Source organism: Streptomyces sp. Root1304 (genome assembly GCF_001426405.1).
Classification (GTDB): domain Bacteria; phylum Actinomycetota; class Actinomycetes; order Streptomycetales; family Streptomycetaceae; genus Streptomyces.
In genome coordinates this window covers 195,664-217,136 of the sequence record NZ_LMEP01000025.1, presented here as the reverse complement: position 1 = coordinate 217,136, position 21,473 = coordinate 195,664, and the positions used below count along the sequence as shown (strand labels likewise).

Annotated in this window: 22 protein-coding genes and 1 tRNA gene; 14 read left to right on the top strand and 9 right to left on the bottom strand. The window is 72.1% G+C overall.

Annotated features, from left to right (window positions below; genetic code table 11):
* Positions 1-118: 118 nt before the first annotated feature.
* Positions 119-1,444, bottom strand: a complete 1,326-nt coding sequence (locus ASD33_RS27645; protein WP_056566276.1) for a M20/M25/M40 family metallo-hydrolase — start codon at positions 1,442-1,444, stop codon at positions 119-121.
* Positions 1,445-1,662: 218 nt separating this feature from the next.
* Here ASD33_RS27645 and ASD33_RS27640 point away from each other — a divergent pair.
* Positions 1,663-1,747, top strand: a tRNA-Leu gene (locus ASD33_RS27640).
* Between the two features lie 35 nt (positions 1,748-1,782).
* Positions 1,783-2,712: a pseudouridine synthase gene (locus ASD33_RS27635; protein ID WP_056566273.1), complete on the top strand. Its 930-nt coding sequence runs from the start codon at positions 1,783-1,785 to the stop codon at positions 2,710-2,712.
* Here the strand turns inward: ASD33_RS27635 and ASD33_RS27630 are convergent.
* From ASD33_RS27630 to ASD33_RS27615, 4 genes are all read right to left on the bottom strand, one after another.
* A complete protein-coding gene (locus tag ASD33_RS27630; protein ID WP_056566270.1) occupies positions 2,696-3,325 on the bottom strand; it encodes an MBL fold metallo-hydrolase in 630 nt (209 codons plus the stop codon). The genes ASD33_RS27635 and ASD33_RS27630 overlap by 17 nt on opposite strands.
* Entirely contained in the window at positions 3,325-4,410 is a 1,086-nt protein-coding gene (locus ASD33_RS27625; RefSeq protein WP_056566268.1) for an S-(hydroxymethyl)mycothiol dehydrogenase, read from the bottom strand. The genes ASD33_RS27630 and ASD33_RS27625 overlap by 1 nt, the downstream gene beginning before the upstream one ends.
* A 121-nt stretch (positions 4,411-4,531) precedes the next feature.
* A complete protein-coding gene (locus tag ASD33_RS27620; RefSeq protein WP_056566265.1) occupies positions 4,532-6,004 on the bottom strand; it encodes an amino acid permease in 1,473 nt (490 codons plus the stop codon).
* Between the two features lie 199 nt (positions 6,005-6,203).
* The gene (locus tag ASD33_RS27615) at positions 6,204-6,905 is read right to left on the bottom strand and encodes an FCD domain-containing protein (protein WP_056566262.1); all 702 of its coding nucleotides are present in this window, start codon (positions 6,903-6,905) and stop codon (positions 6,204-6,206) included.
* Between the two features lie 147 nt (positions 6,906-7,052).
* On the opposite strand from ASD33_RS27615, the gene ASD33_RS27610 reads away from it, so the two are divergent.
* Genes ASD33_RS27610 through ASD33_RS27600 form a run of 3 tightly spaced genes read left to right on the top strand, consistent with a single transcriptional unit; the run spans position 7,053 to position 9,477 of the window.
* Positions 7,053-7,580: a gluconokinase gene (locus ASD33_RS27610; RefSeq protein WP_056566259.1), complete on the top strand. Its 528-nt coding sequence runs from the start codon at positions 7,053-7,055 to the stop codon at positions 7,578-7,580.
* A 15-nt stretch (positions 7,581-7,595) separates the two neighbouring features.
* Complete coding sequence (locus ASD33_RS27605) at positions 7,596-8,993, top strand: gluconate:H+ symporter (protein WP_056566255.1); 1,398 nt, start codon at positions 7,596-7,598, stop codon at positions 8,991-8,993.
* 52 nt (positions 8,994-9,045) lie between these two features.
* Positions 9,046-9,477, top strand: a complete 432-nt coding sequence (locus ASD33_RS27600) for an ASCH domain-containing protein (protein ID WP_056567131.1) — start codon at positions 9,046-9,048, stop codon at positions 9,475-9,477.
* Positions 9,478-9,590: 113 nt separating this feature from the next.
* Here the strand turns inward: ASD33_RS27600 and ASD33_RS27595 are convergent, their stop codons facing one another.
* On the bottom strand, positions 9,591-11,246 hold the full coding sequence (locus ASD33_RS27595) for an FAD-binding dehydrogenase (RefSeq protein WP_056567129.1): 1,656 nt from the start codon (positions 11,244-11,246) through the stop codon (positions 9,591-9,593).
* A 93-nt stretch (positions 11,247-11,339) separates the two neighbouring features.
* On the opposite strand from ASD33_RS27595, the gene ASD33_RS27590 reads away from it, so the two are divergent.
* The 5 genes from ASD33_RS27590 (at position 11,340) to ASD33_RS27570 (ending at position 14,099) form a co-directional block, all read left to right on the top strand.
* Positions 11,340-11,990, top strand: a complete 651-nt coding sequence (locus tag ASD33_RS27590) for a TetR family transcriptional regulator (RefSeq protein WP_056566252.1) — start codon at positions 11,340-11,342, stop codon at positions 11,988-11,990.
* Positions 11,987-12,751 (top strand): glucose 1-dehydrogenase, encoded by a 765-nt coding sequence (locus ASD33_RS27585; RefSeq protein ID WP_056566249.1) that lies wholly within the window; start codon positions 11,987-11,989, stop codon positions 12,749-12,751. Before ASD33_RS27590 ends, ASD33_RS27585 begins: the two co-directional genes overlap by 4 nt.
* A gap of 72 nt (positions 12,752-12,823) precedes the next feature.
* Positions 12,824-13,345 carry an NUDIX domain-containing protein gene (locus ASD33_RS27580; RefSeq protein WP_056566246.1) on the top strand — a complete coding sequence of 174 codons (522 nt, stop codon included), beginning with the start codon at positions 12,824-12,826 and terminating at the stop codon, positions 13,343-13,345.
* 35 nt (positions 13,346-13,380) lie between these two features.
* Complete coding sequence (locus tag ASD33_RS27575) at positions 13,381-13,776, top strand: DUF202 domain-containing protein (protein ID WP_056566243.1); 396 nt, start codon at positions 13,381-13,383, stop codon at positions 13,774-13,776.
* Positions 13,773-14,099 carry a DUF202 domain-containing protein gene (locus ASD33_RS27570; RefSeq protein WP_056566240.1) on the top strand — a complete coding sequence of 109 codons (327 nt, stop codon included), beginning with the start codon at positions 13,773-13,775 and terminating at the stop codon, positions 14,097-14,099. Before ASD33_RS27575 ends, ASD33_RS27570 begins: the two co-directional genes overlap by 4 nt.
* A 48-nt stretch (positions 14,100-14,147) precedes the next feature.
* Here the strand turns inward: ASD33_RS27570 and ASD33_RS27565 are convergent, their stop codons facing one another.
* A complete protein-coding gene (locus ASD33_RS27565) occupies positions 14,148-15,077 on the bottom strand; it encodes an NADP-dependent oxidoreductase (RefSeq protein ID WP_056566237.1) in 930 nt (309 codons plus the stop codon).
* Positions 15,078-15,220: 143 nt separating this feature from the next.
* Between ASD33_RS27565 and ASD33_RS27560 the strand changes: the two genes are divergently transcribed.
* From ASD33_RS27560 to ASD33_RS27550, 3 genes are all read left to right on the top strand, one after another.
* Positions 15,221-16,132, top strand: coding sequence for an MBL fold metallo-hydrolase (locus ASD33_RS27560; RefSeq protein WP_056566235.1), 912 nt, complete (start codon positions 15,221-15,223; stop codon positions 16,130-16,132).
* A 185-nt stretch (positions 16,133-16,317) separates the two neighbouring features.
* Entirely contained in the window at positions 16,318-17,340 is a 1,023-nt protein-coding gene (locus tag ASD33_RS27555) for a phosphotransferase (RefSeq protein WP_056566232.1), read from the top strand.
* A gap of 6 nt (positions 17,341-17,346) precedes the next feature.
* Positions 17,347-18,561, top strand: a complete 1,215-nt coding sequence (locus ASD33_RS27550) for an acyl-CoA dehydrogenase family protein (protein WP_056566230.1) — start codon at positions 17,347-17,349, stop codon at positions 18,559-18,561.
* 46 nt (positions 18,562-18,607) lie between these two features.
* On the opposite strand, the gene ASD33_RS27545 is transcribed toward ASD33_RS27550, so the two are convergent.
* On the bottom strand, positions 18,608-19,201 hold the full coding sequence (locus ASD33_RS27545) for a TetR/AcrR family transcriptional regulator (protein WP_056566227.1): 594 nt from the start codon (positions 19,199-19,201) through the stop codon (positions 18,608-18,610).
* A gap of 84 nt (positions 19,202-19,285) precedes the next feature.
* Positions 19,286-20,068 carry an SDR family oxidoreductase gene (locus ASD33_RS27540; protein ID WP_056566224.1) on the bottom strand — a complete coding sequence of 261 codons (783 nt, stop codon included), beginning with the start codon at positions 20,066-20,068 and terminating at the stop codon, positions 19,286-19,288.
* A 141-nt stretch (positions 20,069-20,209) separates the two neighbouring features.
* Between ASD33_RS27540 and ASD33_RS27535 the strand changes: the two genes are divergently transcribed.
* The gene (locus tag ASD33_RS27535; RefSeq protein WP_056566221.1) at positions 20,210-21,460 is read left to right on the top strand and encodes a DUF1343 domain-containing protein; all 1,251 of its coding nucleotides are present in this window, start codon (positions 20,210-20,212) and stop codon (positions 21,458-21,460) included.
* The last annotated feature ends 13 nt before the right edge of the window (positions 21,461-21,473 follow it).

Below are 21,473 nucleotides of genomic sequence, written 5' to 3'. Positions count from 1 at the left end.
GTCCCAGCCGCGGACCGCAACACCTGTAACGAGGGGGAATGGTGGGGGCTACGAGCCCCCGTGTTCATTCACTCTTTCCGGTCACATGCAAACGCGCGGACGAATTCGGCGGTCGGCTTCAGCAGGCGTCGATGAACCGGTCCAGCACCCGCGCGCCGAACTTCAGGCCGTCCACGGGCACCCGCTCGTCCACGCCGTGGAACATGCCCGCGAAGTCGAGCTCCGGGGGCAGCTGGAGCGGCGCGAAGCCGAAGCAGCGGATGCCGAGGTCGTCGAAGGACTTCGCGTCGGTGCCGCCGGAGAGCATGTACGGCACGGCGCGGGCGATCGGGTCCTCCGCACGGAGCGCCAGCTGCATGGCGTCCACCAGGGCGCCGTCGAAGCTGGTCTCCAGGGCCTTGTCGCCGTGCACGTCCTCGCGCTTCACGTTCGGTCCGAGGATCCGGTCGAGGTCGGCCAGGAACTCCTGCTCGTAGCCGGGCAGGAAGCGGCCGTCGACGTGCGCGGTGGCCTGGCCGGGGATCACGTTCACCTTGTAGCCGGCGCCGAGCATGGTCGGGGCGGCCGAGTTCCGCAGGGTGGCGCCGACCATCTTGGCGATGCCGCCGAGCTTGGCGAGGGTGCCGTCCATGTCCTCGGGGTCGAGCGGGGTGCCCAGCGCGTCCGACAGCTCGTCCAGGAAGGAGCGGACGGTCTTGGTGACCCTGACCGGCCACTGGTGGCGGCCGAGGCGGCCGACGGCCTCGCACAGCTCGGTGATCGCGTTGTCGTCATTGGTCATCGAGCCGTGTCCGGCCGTGCCCTCGACGGTCAGCCGCATCCAGTGCATGCCCTTCTGGGCCGTCTCGACCAGGTAGAGCCGCAGGTTCTCGTTGACCGTGAAGGAGAAGCCGCCGACCTCGCCGATCGCCTCGGTGACCCCGTCGAAGAGGTCCCGGTGCTTGTCGACCAGGTGCCGGGCGCCGTAGGTGCCGCCGGCCTCCTCGTCGGCGAGGAAGGCGAGGACGATGTCGCGCGGGGGCTTGCGGCCGCTGCGCAGCCGGTCCCGTACGACCGCGAGGGTCATCGCGTCCATGTCCTTCATGTCGACGGCGCCGCGGCCCCAGACGCAGCCGTCCGCGATCTCCCCCGAGAAGGGGTGGTGGGTCCAGTCCTCGGCGTTGGCGGGGACGACGTCGGTGTGGCCGTGGATGAGCAGGGCCGGCCGGGACGGGTCCTCGCCCTCGATGCGGGCGACCGTGGAGGCCCGCCCCTGGTGCGACTCGATGACCTTCGGTTCGAGTCCGACCTCCGCGAGCTTCTCGGCGATGTACTCCGCGGCCGCCCGCTCGCCGGGACCGGAGTGGTCCCCGTAGTTGCTGGTGTCGATGCGGATGAGGTCGCGACAGAGGTCCACGACCTCGTTCTCCGCGGTGACGGTCCGGCCGGTGTTCGACTCGCTCACGCTGCTTCCTCCCACTACGTGCCCCACGTGATTGCTTCGGTGCCCGCCCATCCTCCCGCGTGCCCCCGCCCGCGCCCAAGGGCGGCCCTCGGCCGACATCCGCCCGTCACACGACGGGGCCGTGACGGGGGCCCACCGGGGTGGTGATCGACCACCCCAGATGTTTGCTATTGTTTTCCACGTCGGAAGGGCCGAGCGGCCAGGAAGACAGACACCTTGTCCGGGTGGCGGAATGGCAGACGCGCTAGCTTGAGGTGCTAGTGCCCTTTATCGGGCGTGGGGGTTCAAGTCCCCCCTCGGACACTCCGCTTTTGTACGTGCGGGCACGAGGCGGAGCGGTGAGACGGAGAGCGAAGGCGCCGGCCGCGCCACTGCCCCAGCGGGACGGGATCGACGCCGTCCGCGTGCGGCTTCCCGACGATCCGGACGGGACGTGGGCGACCGTACGGGACCATCTGCTCGACCGGTACGCGACGGCCGTCGGGGCCGGGCGGGTCGAGGAGATGCTGCGCGAGGGCCGGTTCGTCGGGGTCGACGGGCCCGTGGCCGGGGACGATCCGTACACCGTGGGCCGGTATCTCTGGTTCCACCGGGACTTCCCGGTGGAGGAGCCCGTGCCGTTCCCGGTCGGGGTCGTGCACCGCGACGAGCGGATCGTGGTCGCCGACAAGCCGCACTTCCTCGCCACGATGCCCCGGGGCCGGCATGTGACCGAGACCGCGCTCGCGCGGCTGCGGCGGGAGCTGGGGCTGCCGTTCCTCCAGCCCGCGCACCGGCTCGACCGGCTGACGGCGGGGCTGGTGCTCTGTGTCGTGCGTCCGGAGGACCGGGGGGCGTACCAGACGCTGTTCCGGGACCGGCGGGTGCGCAAGGAGTACGAGGCGGTGGCGCCGTACGACCCGGCGGTGGCGCTGCCGGTGACCCTGCGGAGCCGGATCGAGAAGGAGCGCGGGGTGATGGCCGCCCGGGAGGTGCCGGGCGGCGAGCCGAACGCGGAGAGCCGGATCGAGCTGCTCGGGCACGCCGGCGGGCTCGGGCGGTACCGGCTGGTGCCGGAGACCGGGCGGACGCATCAGCTGCGGGTGCACATGAACGCGCTGGGGCTGCCGATCCTGCACGATCCGGTCTATCCGGTGGTCCGCGCGGACGGGCCGGAGGACTTCGCGCGTCCGCTGCGACTGCTCGCGCGGACGCTGGAGTTCACCGACCCGTTCACGGGTGACGAGCTGCGTTTCGAGAGCCGGCTGACTCTCAGTGGCCCCGGCTGATCCACTCCTGGAGGTGCGGGGCCTCGGCGCCGATGGTGGTGGTGTCGCCGTGCCCCGTCCGTACCACCGTCTCCGGGGGCAGGGTGAGGAGCTTCGCTCGGATCGAGCCGACGATCGTCGGGAAGTCCGAGAAGGAGCGGCCGGTGGCGCCGGGGCCGCCCTGGAAGAGGGTGTCGCCGGTGAAGACGGTGCCCAGCTCCGGGGCGTGGAGGGAGACCGCGCCGGGGGCGTGGCCGGGGGTGTGCAGCACGGTGAGGTCGGTGCCGGCGATGGTGAGGACCTGGCCGTCGGCGAGTTCGCCGTCGGGGCTGTGGTCGGGGTGGGTCTGCTTCCAGAGCGGCTGGTCGGCGGGGTGGAGCAAAATGCGGGCGCCGGTGGCGGCCGCGAGCGCCGGGGCCGCGTCGACGTGGTCGTTGTGGGCGTGGGTGCACACGATGGCGCGCAGGGCGCGGCCGTCGAGGGCGGCGAGGATGGCGTCGGCGTCGTGGGCGGCGTCGATGACGATGGCCTCGGTGTCGTCGCCGACGATCCAGACGTTGTTGTCGACCTCCCAGGTGCCGCCGTCGAGGCTGAAGGTGCCGGAGGTGACGAGGTGGTCGATGCGGGCGCCCATCACAGCACCACCACCGAGCGGAGGACGTCGCCCTCGTGCATGCGGGCGAAGGCCTTCTCGACCTCGCCGAGGCCGATGGTCTCGGTGACGAAGGCGGCGAGGTCGATGCGGCCCTGCTGGTGCAGGTCGATCAGCATCGGGAAGTCGCGGGAGGGCAGGCAGTCGCCGTACCAGGAGGACTTGAGCGCGCCGCCGCGGCCGAAGACGTCGAGGAGGGGCAGTTCGAGCTGCATCTCGGGGGTGGGGACGCCGACGAGGACGACGGTGCCGGCGAGGTCGCGGGCGTAGAAGGCCTGCTTGTACGTCTCGGGGCGGCCGACGGCCTCGATGACGACGTCGGCGCCGAAGCCGCCGGTGAGCTCGCGGACGGCCTCGACGGGGTCGGTGGAGCGGGAGTTGACGGTGTGGGTGGCGCCCATCGCCTTCGCCGTCTCCAGCTTGCGGTCGTCGATGTCGACGGCGATGATCTTCGCCGCTCCGGCGAGGCGGGAGCCGACGATCGCGGCGTCGCCGACGCCTCCGCAGCCGATGACGGCGACGGTGTCGCCGCGGCCCACGTCGCCTGTGTTGATGGCGGCGCCGATGCCGGCCATGACGCCGCAGCCGAGGAGGCCCGCGACCTCGGGGGCGACGGCGGGGTCGACCTTGGTGCACTGTCCCGAGGCGACCAGGGTCTTCTCGGCGAAGGCGCCGATGCCGAGGGCCGGGGAGAGTTCGGTGCCGTCGAGCAGGGTCATCCGCTGCTTGGCGTTGTGGGTGCCGAAGCAGTACCAGGGGCGGCCCCGGCGGCAGGCGCGGCACTGGCCGCACACCGCGCGCCAGTTGAGGATCACGTAGTCGCCGGGCTCGACGTCGGTGACGCCCTCGCCGACCGACTCGACGATTCCGGCGGCCTCGTGGCCGAGCAGGAAGGGGAACTCGTCGTTGATGGCACCCTGTTTGTAGTGCAGGTCCGTGTGGCAGACGCCGCAGGCCTGGATCTTCACGACGGCTTCACCGGGGCCGGGGTCGGGGATGACGATCGTCTCGACCCGTACCGGTTCGTTCCTGCCGGGGGCGATGACCCCCTGGACGTGCTGCGGCATGGCGAACTTTCCTTCCTCCGAACGGATCTTGTAAGGCTCTTGCGTACCACTATCTCCTGACAAAAGGCGAGACCCCCGCAGGACGAGCCTGCGGGGGTCCCTCCGGTTCCCGTGGGGGGGCTCAGTCGCGGTGTGCCGCGGCGGTCGCGCGGACCCGGCCGCGGACCAGGAACCAGCCGCCGACGAGGGCCGCCGCGACGAGCGGCAGACAGGCGACGGTGGTGCGGCCGACGCCGCCGTCCATCCACATGAGGACGAGGACGGAGGCGAGGAAGCCGAGGGTCACGATCTGGGTGTACGGGGCCCAGGGCAGGTTGTAGCCGGGGCGGGTGACCTTGCCCTCCTGGGCGCGGCGCCAGAAGAGCAGCGAGCAGACCATGATCATGGCCCAGGTGCCGATGATGCCGATGGAGGCGAAGTTCAGCACGAGTTCGAAGGCCTCGCCGGGCATGACGTAGTTGAGGGCCACGCCGAGGACGCCGAAGCCGGCGGTGAGCAGGATGCCGCCGTAGGGGACGCCGCCCTTGTTCATGACGCCGGTGAACTTCGGCGCGGAGCCGGCCAGCGACATGGAGCGCAGGATGCGGCCGGTGGAGTACAGGCCCGAGTTGAGGCTGGAGAGGGCGGCGGTGAGGACGACGAGGTTCATCACGCCGGCCGCGCCGGGGATGCCGAGCTTGTCGAAGACGGTGACGAAGGGGCTCTGGTCGCCGGAGTACGCCGTGTAGGGCAGCAGCAGGGCGAGCAGGACCACGGAGCCGACGTAGAAGAGGCCGACGCGCCACATGATCGAGTTGATCGCCTTCGGCATGATCTTCTCGGGGTGCTCGGTCTCACCGGCGGCGACGCCGCAGAGTTCCACGGAGGCGTAGGCGAAGACGACGCCCTGGATGAGCAGCAGCATCGGCATGACGCCGCTGGGGAAGATGCCGCCGTTGTCGCTGATGGTGGACAGGCCGGGGGTGTGGCCGCCGATGTCGTGCGAGGTCACGACGAGGAAGATGCCGATGAGCATGAAGGCGACGAGGGCGCCGACCTTGATGATGGCGAACCAGAACTCCATCTCGCCGAAGTACCGCACCGAGATGAGGTTGGCGGCGAGGACGACCGCGAGGGCGATCAGGGCGAGGATCCACTGGGGGACGTCGCTGAACATCGCCCAGAAGTGGGCGTAGGTCGCGGCGGCGGTGATGTCGGCGACGGCGGTGGTCGACCAGTTGAGGAAGTACAGCCAGCCGGCCGTGTAGGCGCCCTTCTCGCCCATGAACTCGCGGGCGTAGGAGACGAAGGCGCCGGAGGAGGGGCGGTAGAGCACCAGCTCGCCGAGGGCCCGCACCACGAAGAAGGCGAAGACTCCGCAGACGGCGTAGGCGATGAAGAGGGAGGGGCCGGCCTGGGACATGCGGCCGCCGGCGCCCAGGAAGAGGCCGGTGCCGATGGCGCCACCGATGGCGATCATGTTGATGTGCCGGGACTTGAGGTCCTTGCGGTAGCCGGCGTCGCCTGCGTCGATGTGGGGGGCGGCGGCCGTGGGGCTGCCGGGCGCGGCCGGTGCGGCGGACAGCGGCTCGGCCGCGGTGACGCGGTCAGTCATGGAGTTGTTCGCCTTCGTGAGGGGGCAGTGCGGTACCCGGCCGTACCCGTGTGGGGGTCTCCCGGGTACGGCCAGCGCACATCCTCACGGCAGGAAGCGGTGACTGACTGTGACCGATGTCACTGAACGCCCATTTTTGAGCTAGTTCAGAGCTTACGCAACGGCATATCGGGCGCTTGCGCGGCGATGCGCCGGGGCCTCACGGAGCCAGCACGTCCAGTTCCTGGAGGGCGCCGACCGCGATCTGCCGGGTGAGTTCCTCGGCGCGGGCCGCGTCCCGCTCCCGTACCGCCTCGGCGACCTGGACGTGCAGGGTGACGGCGGACGGGTCGGGGTCCTCGAACATCACGTGGTGGTGGGTGCGGCCGGTGAGGACCTCGGCGACGACGTCGCCGAGGCGGGCGAACATCTCGTTCCCCGAGGCGTTGAGCACGATCCGGTGGAAGGCGACGTCGTGGACGAGGTACTCCTCCAGGCGCCGGCCGCGCGAGGTGGCGACCATGCCGAGGGCCTGCTCGGTGAGCTCGCGGCACTGCTCGGGGGTGGCGTTCACCGCGGCCAGACCGGCGGCGACGGGCTCCACGGCGGAGCGGAGCACGGTCAGCGAGCGGAGCTGGCGGGGCCGGTCGGCGCCGGCGAGGCGCCAGCGGATGACCTGGGGGTCGTACACGTTCCAGCTGGCGGTGGGCAGGACGGTCACGCCGACGCGGCGGCGGGACTCGACGAGGTGCATGGACTCCAGGACGCGGACGACCTCGCGGACCACCGTCCGGGAGACGTCGAAGCGCTGGGCCAGCTCGTCGGTGCGCAGCACCGTGCCGGGCGGGTACTCCCCCGCGGTGATCGCGAGACCCAGGGTGGCGAGGACGTGGGAGTGGAGCCCCTGGGCCGGTGTCGTCATGGTGGCAAGCCTATGCGTGCCCGCCGGGATGATCACATCGGGAATTAAAAGTACTACTTTTATGTCACAGCCTCTTGAATACGTCGTACCCAATGGGTTTCATGGGCGCGACGGATCGATGTCGAAGAAGACAGCGAGGCACCAACCATGAGCACCACCCCCCAGTCCGAGGCGAAGACGGTCGTCGTCGTGATGGGCGTCGCCGGAACCGGCAAGACCACGATCGGCCCGCTGGTCGCGGAAGCCCTCGGCCTCCCCTACGCGGAGGGCGACGACTTCCACCCGGCGGCGAACGTGGCCAAGATGACGGCCGGCATCCCCCTGGACGACACCGACCGCGAGCCCTGGCTCGACGCCATCGGGGAGTGGGCGCACCGCCGGGCCGGGCTCGGCGGGGTGGTGAGCAGTTCCGCGCTGAAGCGGAGCTACCGGGACCGGCTGCGTGCCGCCGCGCCCGGTGTCGTCTTCCTCCATCTGACCGGTGACCGGAAGCTCATCGAGGAACGCATGGCCGGGCGCAAGGGCCACTTCATGCCGACGGCGCTCCTCGACTCCCAGTTCGCCACCCTGCAGCCGCTGCAGGACGACGAGGCCGGCGTCGCCGTCGACGTCTCCGGCACCCCCGAAGAGATCACCGCCAGGGCCGCCGCCGCGCTGCGCCGGCTCACCCACTGACCCCGAGGACCCACCGTGACCAGTCTCAGCGTCGAGATCCTGGCAGCGGACGCCGCCGAACCCATCACCTCGGCAGGCAACGCCCAGCTCGGCATCGCCGTACTCGCCGGCATCGCCGTCATCGTCCTGCTCATCACCAAGTTCAAGCTGCACGCCTTCCTGGCCCTGACCATCGGGTCGCTCGCCCTCGGCGCGTTCGCGGGCGCCCCGCTCGCGGACACCATCAAGTCCTTCACCACCGGCCTCGGCGCCACCGTCGCCGGCGTGGGCGTGCTGATCGCCCTCGGCGCGATCCTCGGCAAGCTGCTCGCCGACTCGGGCGGCGCCGACCAGATCGTCGACACGATCCTCGCCAGGGCGAGCGGCCGGGCCATGCCGTGGGCGATGGTCCTCATCGCCTCCGTGATCGGTCTGCCGCTCTTCTTCGAGGTCGGCATCGTGCTGCTGATCCCGGTGGTGCTGCTCGTCGCCAAGCGCGGCAACTACTCCCTGATGCGGATCGGCATCCCGGCCCTCGCCGGTCTCTCCGTGATGCACGGGCTCATCCCGCCGCACCCCGGCCCGCTCGTCGCGATCGACGCGGTCGGCGCCAACCTGGGCGTCACGCTCGCCCTCGGTCTCGTCGTCGCCGTCCCGACCGTGATCATCGCCGGACCGGTCTTCTCCCGGTACGCCGCCCGTTGGGTGGACATCCCGGCGCCCGAGCGGATGATCCCGACCCGTCCTTCCGAGGACCTGGAGAAGCGCCCCGGCTTCGGCGTCACCGTCGCGACCATCCTGCTGCCCGTCGTCCTGATGCTGGTCAAGGCGCTCGTCGACATCGTCGTCGACGACCCCGAGAACGGCGTCCAGAAGGTCACCGACGTCATCGGCTCTCCGCTGATCGCGCTGCTCGCCGCCGTCATAGTGGGCATGTTCACCCTGGGCCGGGCGGCCGGCTTCACCAAGGACCGGCTGTCCTCGACCGTCGAGAAGTCCCTCGCTCCCATCGCCGGCATCCTGCTGATCGTCGGCGCGGGCGGCGGCTTCAAGCAGACCCTGATCGACATCGGCGTCGGCCAGATGATCCTGGACTTCTCCGAGAGCTGGTCCATCCCGGCCCTGCTGCTCGCCTGGCTGATCGCCGTCGCGATCCGGCTGGCGACCGGCTCCGCGACCGTCGCGACGATCTCGGCGGCGGGCCTCGTGGCGCCGCTCGCGGAGGGCATGTCGACCAGCCACACGGCGCTGCTCGTCCTCGCGATCGGCGCGGGCTCGCTCTTCTTCAGCCACGTCAACGACGCCGGGTTCTGGCTGGTGAAGGAGTACTTCGGGATGAGCGTCGGCCAGACGATCAAGACCTGGTCGGTGATGGAGACGATCATCTCGGTCGTCGGCATCGTGTTCGTCCTGCTGCTGTCGCTGGTGCTGTAGCGCCCGCGCGGACCGCCGGTGAGGGCCGGTCGTGGCTGACAGAATGTCGGCCATGACCGGCCCTCACGCGCTCAAGCCCTTCCTCCTCGCCTTCCCCGGCCCGCTCAGGGACCGGCTCGTCGCCGCCGTCCTCGCCGGCGAGAAGACCGCCACGACGGGACTCCTCGTCGAGTGGGAGGTCGAGAACGAGGAACTGCCCGAGGTGGGCGAGCGCTCGGCGGTCATCGACTCGGACGGCCGCGAGGTCGCGGTCGTGGAGGTCACGGAGGTCCGGCTGCTGCCGCTCGGCGAGGTGGACCTCCGGCTCGCCCTCGACGAGGGCGAGGGCTTCCGGTCGGTCGCGGAGTGGCGGGCCGCCCATGAGCGCTTCTGGCACAGCGAGGAGATGCGGGAGGGGCTGGGCGACCCGGACTTCGTGGTGGACGACGGGACGATCGCCGTGGTGGAGCGGTTCAGGGTGGTGGAGCTGATCCAGGAGGGCTGAGGGCGGGCCGCCCGGTGGGGCGGTGTCACGGGGACGCGCCGACCCGGGAGTGGTCGGCCCACCGCCTTCGCCGCCCTCGCCCTCGCCCTCGCCCTCGCCCTGAGACTGCCCCGTCAGCCCACCGCCTTCGCCGCCGCGCGACCCGCCGCCCTTCCCGAGAAGATGCAGCCGCCGAGGAAGGTGCCTTCGAGGGAGCGGTAGCCGTGGACCCCGCCGCCGCCGAAGCCGGCCGCCTCGCCCGCCGCGTACACGCCTTCGAGCGGTTCCCCGTTCGCCGCGAGGACCCGGGAGTCGAGATCCGTCTCCAGGCCGCCGAGCGACTTGCGGGTGAGGATGTTGAGGCGTACGGCGATCAGCGGGCCCGCCTTCGGGTCCAGGATCCGGTGCGGGGAGGCCGTACGGATGAGCTTGTCGCCCAGGTACTTACGGGCCCCCCGGATCGCCGTGACCTGGAGGTCCTTGGTGAAGGGGTTGGCGATCTCGCGGTCCCGCGCGGTGATCTCGTGGCGCAGCACGGTCTCGTCGATCAGGTCCTCGCCGGTGATCCGGTTCATGCCCCGGACCAGGGCGGAGAGGTCGTCCTCGACGACGAAGTCGGCACCCTTGTCCATGAACGCCTGGACGGGGCCGGGGACGTCGGCGCGGGCGCGGCCGATGACGTCGCGGATCGACTTGCCGGTGAGGTCGGGGTTCTGTTCGGAGCCGGAGAGGGCGAACTCCTTGCCGATGATCCGCTTGTCGAGGACGAACCAGGTGTGGTCGTGGCCGGTCCGCATGATGTGCTCGAGGGTGCCGAGGGTGTCGAAGCCGGGGAAGAGCGGTACGGGCAGCCGCTTGCCGGTGGCGTCCAGCCAGAGCGAGGACGGTCCGGGGAGGATCCGGATGCCGTGCTTCGCCCAGATCGGGTTCCAGTTCTCGATGCCCTCGGTGTAGTGCCACATCCGGTCGCGGTTGATGTGGTGGGCACCGGCCTTCTCGGCGACGCCGAGCATCAGTCCGTCGACGTGCGCGGGCACGCCGGAGAGCATCCGGGCGGGCGGGGTGCCGAGCCGCTCGGGCCACTGGGCGCGGACGAGGTCGTGGTTGCCGCCGATGCCGCCGGAGGTGACGATCACGGCCTGGGCGCGCAGTTCGAAGGTGCCGGTGGGCGTGCGGGTGCTGGCGGTGCCGCGCTCGGCGTCGGAGGGTTCCAGGATCTCGCCGCTGACGGTGTCGACGGCTCCCGCCGTACGGCCGAGGGCGGTGACCCGGTGGCGGAAGCGGAAGCGGACGAGGCCGCGGGCGACGCCCTCGCGGACCTTCCGCTCGAAGGGGGCGACGAGCCCGGGACCCGTACCCCAGGTGATGTGGAAGCGGGGGACGGAGTTGCCGTGGCCGTTGGCGTCGTAGCCGCCGCGCTCGGCCCAGCCGACCACGGGGAAGAACCGCACCCCGCGCGCGTGGAGCCAGGCGCGCTTCTCGCCGGCGGCGAAGTCGACGTACGCCTCGGCCCACTTCCGGGGCCAGTGGTCCTCGGTGCGGTCGAAGCCGGCGGTGCCGTGCCAGTCCTGGAGGGCGAGGGCGTGGCTGTCCTTGACGCGCATCCGGCGCTGCTCGGGCGAGTCGACCAGGAAGAGGCCGCCGAAGGACCAGTGGGCCTGGCCGCCGAGGGACTGCTCGGGTTCCTGGTCGAGGAGGATCACGGTGCGGCCGGCGTCGACCAGCTCGGCGGTGGCGACGAGACCGGCGAGGCCGGCCCCGATCACGATCACATCAGCGTCGTAGGACATGGACCGCATCTTGGATACACGGATGTATCGAGTCAACCGTCCTGACCGCCCCCGGCCCTCCCGTTTTCTAATGTCGAGCATTAATATGGATGCATGGCAAGGACATCGGGGCCCGAGACCCGGGACAGACTGATCCGCGCGGCGGAGGAGATCTTCGCCGCCCAGGGCGTCGACGGCGCACAGCTGCGGGACGTGGTCGCACGGGCGGGGCAGGCCAATCCCTCCGCCGTGCAGTACCACTTCGGCTCGCGCGCCGGGCTCCTCGACGCCGTGATGGCAGGCCGCCAGGCCCGTACGGAGAGCGTGCTCGCCCCGCTCCTCGCGGCCGCCGACGACGAACCGCGCGCCCTCGTCGAGGCCCTCGTCACCGCCGAGGCCAGCGAGCTGCGCACCGACCGGGGCCGGCGCTGTCTGCGGATATCCGCGCAGCTCAGCCACGAGAGCGGCGTGCGCGCCCGCACCCCCCATCCGACGCTCGCGGGCACCGACTACTGGCGGCTCATCGAGCGGATCGCGGACCGGCTGGCCGCCGACGGGCTGCCCGAGCCGCTGCTCCTGGAACGCCTCGACCTGGCGCTGACCGTGGTCGGCGCGGCGATGGCGGACCGGGCCCGGCAGTACCTGGCCGGCACCGAACCCCTCACCGGTGAGGCGCTCTTCCTCGCCGACCTGGTCGAGACCACCACCGCCCTGCTGCGAGCCGCACAGCCGGAGCAGGCGCACCACCGAAAGGACCTCTCATGAACGACCTCACCGGCAGGACCGTGATCATCACCGGCGGCGCCCGGGGGCTGGGCGCCGAGGCCGCCCGGCAGGCGGTCGCGGCCGGCGCGAGCGTCGTCCTCACCGACGTGCTCGACGAGGAGGGCCGGGCGACCGCCGAGGCGCTCGGCGAGAAGGCGCGCTTCTTCCACCACGACGTGACCTCCGAGGAGGAGTGGGCGGCGGCCGTCGCGTTCGCGGTGGCGGAGTTCGGCGGGCTGCACGGTCTGGTGAACAACGCGGGCATCTCCACCGGCGCCCTGCTGGAGACCGAGTCCGTCGAGCACTTCCGCAAGGTCCTCGACATCAACCTGACCGGTGTCTTCATCGGCATGAAGGCCGCGATCCCGGCGATGAAGGAGGCCGGCGGCGGCTCGATCGTCAACATCTCCTCGGCCGCGGGCCTGATGGGCCTGGCCCTGACCGCCGGGTACGGCGCCTCCAAGTGGGGCGTGCGCGGTCTGACGAAGATCGGCGCGGTGGAGCTGGGCACGGCGAAGATCCGCGTCAACTCCGTCCACCCGGGCATGACGTACACCCCGATGACCGCCTCCGTCGGCATCCGACGCGGCGAGGGCAACTACCCGAACACGCCGATGGGCCGGGTCGGAGAGGCTGACGAGATCGCGGGCGCGGTCGTCTTCCTGCTGTCGGACGCCGCCTCGTACGTGACGGGCGCGGAGCTGGCGGTGGACGGCGGCTGGACCACCGGTCCGACGGTCAAGTACGTCATGGGGCAGTGAGCCCGGCGGCGCTGGTGGTGACCCGGGCGGCCCCGGCGGCGGCCCCGGCGGCCGTTTTGCTTGGATGGCGGCATGAGCGCCGCTGAAGAGATTCTCGATGTCGTCGACGAGCACGACCGGGTGACCGGGCAGGCCCCGCGCGGTGAGGTGTACGCGCGGGGCCTGATCCATCGCTGTGTCTTCATCCGGGTCCGGGACGCCGAGGGCCGGGTCTTCGTGCACCGCAGGACGCCGGACAAGCTGGTCTTCCCCTCGCGGTACGACATGTTCGTCGGCGGGGTCGTCGGCGCCGGCGAGTCCTACGACGACGCCGCGCTGCGGGAGGCCGAGGAGGAGCTGGGGGTGTCCGGGCTCCCCCGCCCCGAGCCGGTCACGCGGTTCCTGTACGACTCCGGGGGCGTCGCCGGGAAGTGGTGGTCGGCGGTCTACGAGGTCCGCTGCACCCTGCCCGTCCACCCGCAGGTGGAGGAGGTCGCCTGGCACGCGTTCCTGACGGACGAGGAACTGGCCGCGCGGCTCGACACCTGGGAGTGGGTGCCGGACGGCCTCGCGGCGTACGAGCTGCTGCGGGCGCGGGCGGCCGGGGAGGCGTGACGGGCGGCCGATCATCCGGCCGTTAGGGTGCACGGGTGAGCGATTTCGTGCAGAGCCTGCGGCTGTGGTTCGCGCCGCAGCGGATCCGGGACGAGGGAGAGACCCCCGACTACCGTTTCTCCCTCGCCAACGAGCGGACCTTCCTCGCCTGGATCCGGACCGCGCTCGCCCTCGTCGGCGGCGGTTTCGCCGTCGACCAGTTCCTGCCGGACCTGCGGTGGGGCGTGCGGGTCGGGCTGGCGCTCGCGCTGCTCGCGGCCGGTGTGCTGTGCGCGCTGCGGGCGGTGAACCACTGGGTGCGCTGCGAGCGGGCGATGCGGCACGGTGAGGACCTGCCGGTGTCCCGCTTCCCCGCGGTGCTGAGCTTCGTGGTGGCGGTGGTGGCGCTCACCATGGTGGTGGTCGTGATCTTCGGCTGGGCGGGGCGTTGACGGCGCGGGACTCCGCGCCCGAGGCCCGGGACCCCGGGCTCCAGCCGGAGCGGACCCGGCTCGCCTGGCGGCGTACGACGCTGTCCTGCACGGTGGTCGCGGTGCTCGCCGTGAAGCTGGCCGTCCACGACGAGATCACGGCGGTGGGTGTGACCGGGCTCGCGCTGTCGGCGCTCGTGTGGATCGGTTTCCTGGCCGTCGCCCACCGCCGCATCCGGTCCCTGAGCGCGGCCCGGCCGGGTCCGCTCTCGTACCGGGGCGCGTGGCTGGCGACCGGGTGCACGATCGCGCTGGCCGCCTGTGGGGCCGCGCTGATCTGGTGACGCGGGCCGGGAGCGGGACGGCCCGGGGTCCGGGGCTCGGGGGCGGTCTCAGGGGACCGTGACCACGACCTTGCCGTTGAGGCCGCCGGCGGCGTTCGCGCGCTGGGCGTCCGCCGCCTGTTCCAGTGGGAACGTCCTGGCCACCCGCACGGTGAGCACGCCCGCGTCGACCAGGTCCGCGAGGGCCGCGAGGTCGACGGGGTCCGGCCGCACCCAGAAGTAGCGGCCGCCGAGGGCGAGGACCTCCCCGTCGGCGATCGAGGCGAGCCGGCCGCCGGGGGCGAGCAGTCCCGCGGAGATCCGCAGGAACGGGCCCCCGATGGTGTCGAGGACGGCGTCCACGCCCAGCGGCGCGATGGCCCTGACCTGGGCGGCGAAGGTCCCCTCGTCGTAGCGGACGGGTTCGGCGCCGAGCTCGGCGACCCGTTCCAGGCCGGCGTCCCTGGTCGCGCCGATCACCCGGCAGCCCAGGTCGCGGGCGATCTGCACGGCCATCGAGCCGACGCCGCCGGCCGCCGCGTGGACGAGGACGGTGTCGCGCGGGCGGACCGCGAGGGCCTGGCGGAGCGCCTGGTAGGCGGTGAGGCCGACGAGCGGCAGGGCCGCGGACTCCTCGAAGCCGAGGGTGCGCGGCTTGCGGGCCAGGGTGCGGACGGGGGCGGCGACGTACTCGGCGAAGGTGCCGCGGGAGAGGAAGTCCTCACGGACGTACCCCATGACCTCGTCGCCCTCGGCGAACTCGGTGACGGAGACCCCGGGCCGTACGACGACTCCCGAGACGTCCCAGCCGGGGACGACGGGGAAGACCGCGTCGAGCATCCCGTCGAGGTATCCGGCCTGGCACTTCCAGTCGACAGGGTTGACGGACGCCGCCCGCACCCTGACCAGGACGCCGTCGGGCCCGACCTTGGGGTCGGGCAGCTCGCCGTACTCCAGGACGTCGGGGCCGCCGTACCGGCTGTAGCTGATCGCCTTCATACCCACGACCCTCGGTGCGCCGGGGCGCGCACGCAAGCGGGGACGGTACGGGCGGGGCCCGGCCCCGGGCGCGACTTTCCCCCCGACCTCGGCAACTGGCACTCTTCCCCTGTCCAGTTGGGCTCTCACCCGGGGGAATCCCTTTGTCTGCCACCGATCCCTATGTGGTCGCGCTCGCGCCGCGCGTCCACGCCTTCGTCCAGCCCGACGGCGGCTGGTGCCTGAACAACGCCGGTTTCCTCGGCGACGCGCGCGAGTCTCTGCTCGTGGACACCGCCGCCACCGAGCGCCGGGCCCGGCTGCTGCGCGACGCGGTCCTCGCCGAGGGCCTCGCGCCGCCCGGCACGGTCGTCTCCACCCACCACCACGGCGACCACACCTACGGCAACAAGGTGTTCCTGCCCGAGGCGCGGATCGTCGGGCACGAGAACTGCCGCACCGAGCAGCTCGCGGCCGGGCACCAGCTCCATCTGCTGTGGCCCGCGACCGACTTCGGGGACGTCGACATCCTGCCGCCGTCCGTCACCTACCGGGAGCACCTGACGCTGCACGTCGGGGACATCGAGGTGCGGCTGATCCACCCGGGTCCCGCGCACACGACGGGCGACTCGATCGTGCACCTGCCCGAGCAGGGCGTGGTCTTCACCGGCGACCTGGTCTTCCAGGGCGGGACGCCGTTCCTGCCGATGGGTTCGCTGGCCGGGTCGCTGCGGGCGCTCGCCCTGCTGCGCTCCCTGGACGCTCCGACGGTGGTGCCGGGGCACGGCCGGGTGACCGATCCCTCGGCGTACGACGCGACGGAGCGGTACCTGCTCTGGGTGCGGGAGCTGGGGGCGGAGGGGTACGCGCGCGGGGACACGCCGCTGGAGACGGCGCGGCGGACGGAGCCGGGCGAGTTCGCCGCGTGGCGGGAGAGCGAGCGCCTGGTGGCGAACCTGCACCGGGCGTACGCGGAGCTGGAGGGCCTGCCGGAGGGGTCGCCGCTCGACCCGGCGGCGGTCTTCGGGGACATGGCGGCGATGAACGGCGGGGTGCCGGTGGCCTGCCACGCCTGACCGACGGTGACGCGACGCGCGCCCCGGACCGGTCCGCCGGCCCGGGGCGCGCGTGCCCGCGCCCGGCCCGGCGGCGCCCCTGCCCCGGGGGCACGGGAGTCTCGTTCCCCACACCCCTCTGGACGACATACCGACTGGTCGGTCATCATGAACGCCGACCGAAGCCGATCCGGAGGTACGCACGTATGAGTTCCGCCCCGCCGCCAGGTCTCGACCCCGAGCAGCTGCGCCGCTTCCTCGACCGCGAGCGCCCCGGCCTGGTGTCCGGCCCCCTCGAAGCCCGGCTGATCGAAGGCGGCAGGTCGAACCTGACGTACGTCGTCACCGACGGCACCGGCCGCTGGGTGGTCCGCAGGCCGCCCCTCGGCCACGTGCTGGCCACCGCCCACGACATGCGGCGCGAGCACCGCGTCATCAGCGCCCTGCACACGACGGCCGTCCCCGTGCCGGAGACGCTGCTGCTCTGTGAGGACGACTCCGTGCTCGGGGCGCCCTTCTACGTCATGGAGTTCGTCGACGGCACCCCGTACCGCTCGGCCGCCGAACTCGCCCCGCTCGGCCCCGAGCGCACCCGCGCCGCCGTCCTCGGTCTCGTCGACACCCTCGTCGACCTGCACGCCGTCGACCCGGAGGCGGTGGGTCTCGGCGACTTCGGCCGCCCCGAGGGCTTCCTCGACCGGCAGCTGCGCCGCTGGGGCAAGCAGCTCGACGCCTCGCGCGGCCGGGAGCTGCCCGGGATCGACGAGCTGCACGCCGCGCTGGGCCGCGCGCTCCCCGTCTCTCCCCCGCCGACCGTGATCCACGGCGACTACCGGCTCGACAACGTCCTCATCGGCGAGGACGACCGCATCCGGGCCGTCCTCGACTGGGAGATGTCCACCCTCGGCGACCCGCTCACCGACCTCGGCCTGCTCGTCATGTACAGCACGCCGCTCGACCTGCCGGACTCCCCCATCTCCACCACGGCCACGGCCCCCGGGCACCCGAGCGCCGCCGAACTGGCCGAGCGCTACGCCGCCCGCTCGGGCCGCGACACCTCCGCCCTCGCCTGGTACACCGCCTTCGCCTGGTTCAAGCTCGCCGTGATCCTGGAGGGCATCCACTACCGCTGGACGCTCGGGCAGACGGTCGGCGCGGGCTTCGACCGCATCGGGGAACTCGTCCCCGTCTTCATCGAGCACGGCCTGACCACCCTTCAGGAAGGCTGAACCGCCATGGACTTCGCGTACGACGCACACACCGAGGAACTGCGGACGAAGCTCCTCGCCTTCATGGACGAGCACGTGTACCCGGCCGAGGCCGTGGCCGAGGAGCAGCGCGCCCTGCTCGCCTCCCCCTGGGACACCCCGCAGGTCGTCGAGGACCTCAAGGCGGAGGCCAAGCGGCAGGGCCTGTGGAATCTCTTCCTGCCGGACGCCGCGTACGGGGCCGGGCTGACCAACCTCCAGTACGCGCCGCTCGCCGAGATCACCGGCCGCAGCCCGCACCTCGCCCCGACCGCCCTGAACTGCGCCGCCCCCGACACCGGGAACATGGAGCTGCTCGCCCAGTTCGGCGACGAGGCGCAGAAGAAGCAGTGGCTGGAGCCGCTCCTCGCCGGCGAGATCCGCTCGGCCTTCGCGATGACCGAGCCGGAGGTCGCCTCCTCCGACGCGACGAACATCGAGACGCGGATCCGGCGGGACGGCGACTCGTACGTCGTGGACGGCCGCAAGTGGTACATCTCCGGGGCGATGAACCCCGACTGCAGGATCTTCATCGTCATGGGCAAGACCGACCCCGACGGGGCCGACCCCCGCCGTCAGCAGTCGATGATCCTCGTCCCCCGCGACACCCCCGGCGTCGAGGTGCGGCGCGCGATGCGGGTGTACGGGTACGAGGACCACTACCACGGCGGCCACGCCGAGGTGCTCTTCGACGGGGTCCGGGTCCCGGCGGCGAACCTGATCGGCGAGGAGGGCGGCGGCTTCGCCATCGCCCAGGCCCGGCTCGGGCCCGGCCGCATCCACCACTGCATGCGGCTGATCGGCATGGCCGAGCGGGCCGTGGAGCTGATGTGCCGGCGGGCGGTCACCCGTACCGCCTTCGGCAAGCCGCTCGCCCAGCAGGGCGTCGTGCAGAACTGGATCGCGGACGCCCGGGTGACGATCGAGCAGCTGCGGCTCCTCGTCCTCAAGACGGCCTGGCTCATGGACACCGTCGGCAACCGGGGCGCGCACACCGAGATCCAGGCCATCAAGATCGCGACCCCGCGCGCGGTCGTCGACATCATCGACAGGGCGGTCCAGGCGCACGGCGCGGGCGGGGTGTCGCAGGACTTCCCGCTGGCCGAGCTGTGGGCGGCGGCGCGGACGCTGAAGCTCGCGGACGGCCCGGACGAGGTGCACCAGCGGTCGCTGGCGCGCCGGGAGCTGAAGAAGTACCTGTAGGTCGTGTCCGGAAAGTCCCGCCGTCACGACGGGGCCCGGCCGCGGATCAGGGGCGGAGCGCCCTCAGCAGCAGATCGGCGAGATGGCCCGCCACCTCTTCGGGGGTGAGCGGGCCGTCCGGGCGGTACCAGGTGGAGAGGTGGTGGACCGAGCCGAAGTGGTAGTCCACGACCAGGTCGGCGGGGGTCGCCGAGGAGAACACCCCGGCCCGCTGGCCCTCCTCGACCAGGGCCCGGAAGCGCTCGTGGTAGCGGCGCCGCTCCGACCTGACCTGCTTGTTCTTCTCCGGGCTGAGGTGGTGCATGGAGCGGAAGAAGATGGCGGCGTCGTCGAGGTTCTCGATGGTGGTGACGACGACGTCGGCGGCGGCGGCGCGCAGCCGGTCCTCGATGGGCTCGTCGGCGTCCGCGTAGGCGTCGAGGCGTTCCTGCTGGAGGCGCAGGACCCGGGCGTAGACCTCCTGGAGGAGGTCCTCCTTGGAGCCGAAGTAGTGGTAGAGGGCGCCCTTGGTGACCCCGGCGGCCTCGACGATCTCCTGGACGGAGGTGCGGTCGTACCCCTGCTCGGCGAAGAGCCGGGTGGCGGCGGCGAGGAGCCTCTGGGGGACGGGAGTGCCGTTCCCGTCCGTCGTCCTGGCCATGCTTCCGCCGCCTTCCCTGGTGATCGTTTTCGGTCAGCGGAACGTGTTCCCGCCCGTAGATCTTCCCATCCGCCGGGGCTCCTGTTACCGGGCGCCCGTCTCCCAGGTCCGCTGGACGTGGTTCATGGTGCCGAGCCAGCGCTCGGGGTCGGTGGCCCGGTTGCGGTAGTAGCCCGCGACCTCGGGGTGGGGCAGGACCAGGAAGCGGTCGGCGGCGATGGCCTCCATGAGGGCGTCGGAGACGTCCTCGGGCTCGATCGCGGTGGGGGCGAGGACGAGGTCACCGGCCGATCCGGCGGCGGTGAGCATGTCCGTACGGACGCCCTGCGGGCAGATCGCGTGGACCTTGAGGCCGCGGTGCCGGTAGGTGAGGGAGAGCCATTCGGCGAAGGCGTACGCGCCGTGCTTGGAGACGCTGTACGGCGCCGCGCCGATCATGGTGAGCAGACCGGCGGCGGAGACGGTGGACACGAAGCGGCCACTGCCGCGTTCCAGCCATTCCGGGAGGAGGGCGCGGGCCGCGCGGACGTGGGCCATGACGTTGACGTCCCAGGCCGCGGCCCAGACGTCCTCGTCTGCGAAGGCGTCGCCGGGCGAGGAGAGTCCGGCGTTGGCGCACCAGACGTCGATGGCGCCGGTGCCGCCGAGGGCCTCGCGGGCCTCGTCGACGACGGCGGAGGCGTCGCCGGGGACGGCGAGGGCGCCGATCTCCTCGGCGACGGCCTTGGTGCGGTCCGGGTCGAGGTCGTTGACGACGACCCGGGCCCCTTCGGCGGCGAACCGGCGGGCGAGGGCGGCTCCGATGCCGCCGCCCGCTCCGGTGACGACGACGCCGGCGCCCCGGATTCCGTTCGTGTCCTCGGTCATGGACCCACCTCTCGGCTCTGACGACCGGGACAGACTAACCAGTCGGTATGGAGTCGCGGAAGACCCGGCCCGCACGCCTCGTTCCCCGGGGCGGTCAGGAGCGCTAGCGTGCGTGCCCATGTCACTCCTGGGAGGTCCCGCATGAGCCTGTCGCGTCGGAGTCTGCTGGCCGCCGGAGGCGCCCTCGGGGCGGTGACCGCCGCCGCGCCCACCGCCTCGGCTGCGGGACGGCCGCCGGGGCCCGGCCGGGTGCGGACCGGTTTCGAGCGGCTCGCCGCCGACGGGTACGCCCTCCTGGCCGGCGAGCGGGTCGGCATCGTCACCAACCCGACCGGGATCACCCCGGACGCGCGGCACGTGGTGGACGAGATGCACGGCGACGAGCGGGTGGACCTGACCGCCGTCTTCGGCCCCGAGCACGGCTTCCGGGGCACCGCGCAGGCGGGCGGTTCGGAGGGCCGGTACGACGACCCCGCGACCGGACTGCCCGTCTACGACACGTATCTGAAGAGCGGGCAGCAGCTCGCGGACGTCTTCACCGCCTCCGGCGTCGACACGGTCGTCTTCGACATCCAGGACGTCGGCGCCCGCTTCTACACGTACATCTGGACGCTGTACGACTGCATGGTGGCCGCCGCGCTGGCCGGGAAGCGGTTCGTGGTCCTGGACCGGCCGAACCCGGTGACCGGGCGGGCGGCGCTCGGGCCCGTCCTGGACCGGGCCTTCGCCACGTTCGTCGGGCGCGAGCCGATCGCGCAGGCGCACGGCATGACGGTGGCGGAGCTGGCCCTGCTCTTCAACGGGGAGTTCCTGGCCACCCCGGTCGCCCTGGAGACCGTACGGATGACGGGCTGGCGGCGGACGGAGTTCTTCGACGCCACCGGGCTGCCCTGGGTGCCGCCCAGCCCGAACATGCCGACGGCCGACACCGCGCTCGTCTACGCGGGCACCTGTCTCTTCGAGGGCACGAACCTCTCCGAGGGCCGGGGCACCACCCGCCCGTTCGAACTCCTCGGCGCCGAGGGGATCGACCGGCGGTGGGCGGAGGCGGCGAACGCCCTCGGGCTCCCCGGGGTCCGCTTCCGGGAGGCGTACTTCGCGCCGACCTTCTCCAAGTTCCAGGGGAAGACGGTGGGCGGGGTACAGCTGCACGTCGACGACCGCGCGTCCTTCGACCCGGTACGGACCGGCATCGGTCTCCTCGTCACCGCCAGGAGCTCGTGGTCCGGCTTCGCCTGGCGCGCGGACAACTGGATCGACAAGCTGACCGGGTCGACCCGGGTGCGGACGCTGATCGACGCGGGGGCGGGGGTGGACGAGGTCGTCGGGGCGTGGGAGACGGACCTGGCGGCCTTCCGGGCGGTACGGAGGGGGTATCTGCTCTATCGGTGAGGGCGGGCGGCCA

What these genes read in the sequence shown, in the direction of transcription:
- ASD33_RS27630 (WP_056566270.1), bottom strand. Translation starts at nt 3,325, where the DNA reads ATGGGCGCCCGCATCGACCACCTCGTCACCTCCGGCACCTTCAGCCTC.
- ASD33_RS27625 (WP_056566268.1), bottom strand. Translation starts at nt 4,410, where the DNA reads ATGCCGCAGCACGTCCAGGGGGTCATCGCCCCCGGCAGGAACGAACCG.
- ASD33_RS27620 (WP_056566265.1), bottom strand. Translation starts at nt 6,004, where the DNA reads ATGACTGACCGCGTCACCGCGGCCGAGCCGCTGTCCGCCGCACCGGCC.
- ASD33_RS27615 (WP_056566262.1), bottom strand. Translation starts at nt 6,905, where the DNA reads ATGACGACACCGGCCCAGGGGCTCCACTCCCACGTCCTCGCCACCCTG.
- ASD33_RS27610 (WP_056566259.1), top strand. Translation starts at nt 7,053, where the DNA reads ATGAGCACCACCCCCCAGTCCGAGGCGAAGACGGTCGTCGTCGTGATG.
- ASD33_RS27600 (WP_056567131.1), top strand. Translation starts at nt 9,046, where the DNA reads ATGACCGGCCCTCACGCGCTCAAGCCCTTCCTCCTCGCCTTCCCCGGC.
- ASD33_RS27595 (WP_056567129.1), bottom strand. Translation starts at nt 11,246, where the DNA reads ATGTCCTACGACGCTGATGTGATCGTGATCGGGGCCGGCCTCGCCGGT.
- ASD33_RS27590 (WP_056566252.1), top strand. Translation starts at nt 11,340, where the DNA reads ATGGCAAGGACATCGGGGCCCGAGACCCGGGACAGACTGATCCGCGCG.
- ASD33_RS27585 (WP_056566249.1), top strand. Translation starts at nt 11,987, where the DNA reads ATGAACGACCTCACCGGCAGGACCGTGATCATCACCGGCGGCGCCCGG.
- ASD33_RS27580 (WP_056566246.1), top strand. Translation starts at nt 12,824, where the DNA reads ATGAGCGCCGCTGAAGAGATTCTCGATGTCGTCGACGAGCACGACCGG.
- ASD33_RS27565 (WP_056566237.1), bottom strand. Translation starts at nt 15,077, where the DNA reads ATGAAGGCGATCAGCTACAGCCGGTACGGCGGCCCCGACGTCCTGGAG.
- ASD33_RS27555 (WP_056566232.1), top strand. Translation starts at nt 16,318, where the DNA reads ATGAGTTCCGCCCCGCCGCCAGGTCTCGACCCCGAGCAGCTGCGCCGC.
- ASD33_RS27550 (WP_056566230.1), top strand. Translation starts at nt 17,347, where the DNA reads ATGGACTTCGCGTACGACGCACACACCGAGGAACTGCGGACGAAGCTC.
- ASD33_RS27545 (WP_056566227.1), bottom strand. Translation starts at nt 19,201, where the DNA reads ATGGCCAGGACGACGGACGGGAACGGCACTCCCGTCCCCCAGAGGCTC.
- ASD33_RS27540 (WP_056566224.1), bottom strand. Translation starts at nt 20,068, where the DNA reads ATGACCGAGGACACGAACGGAATCCGGGGCGCCGGCGTCGTCGTCACC.
- ASD33_RS27535 (WP_056566221.1), top strand. Translation starts at nt 20,210, where the DNA reads ATGAGCCTGTCGCGTCGGAGTCTGCTGGCCGCCGGAGGCGCCCTCGGG.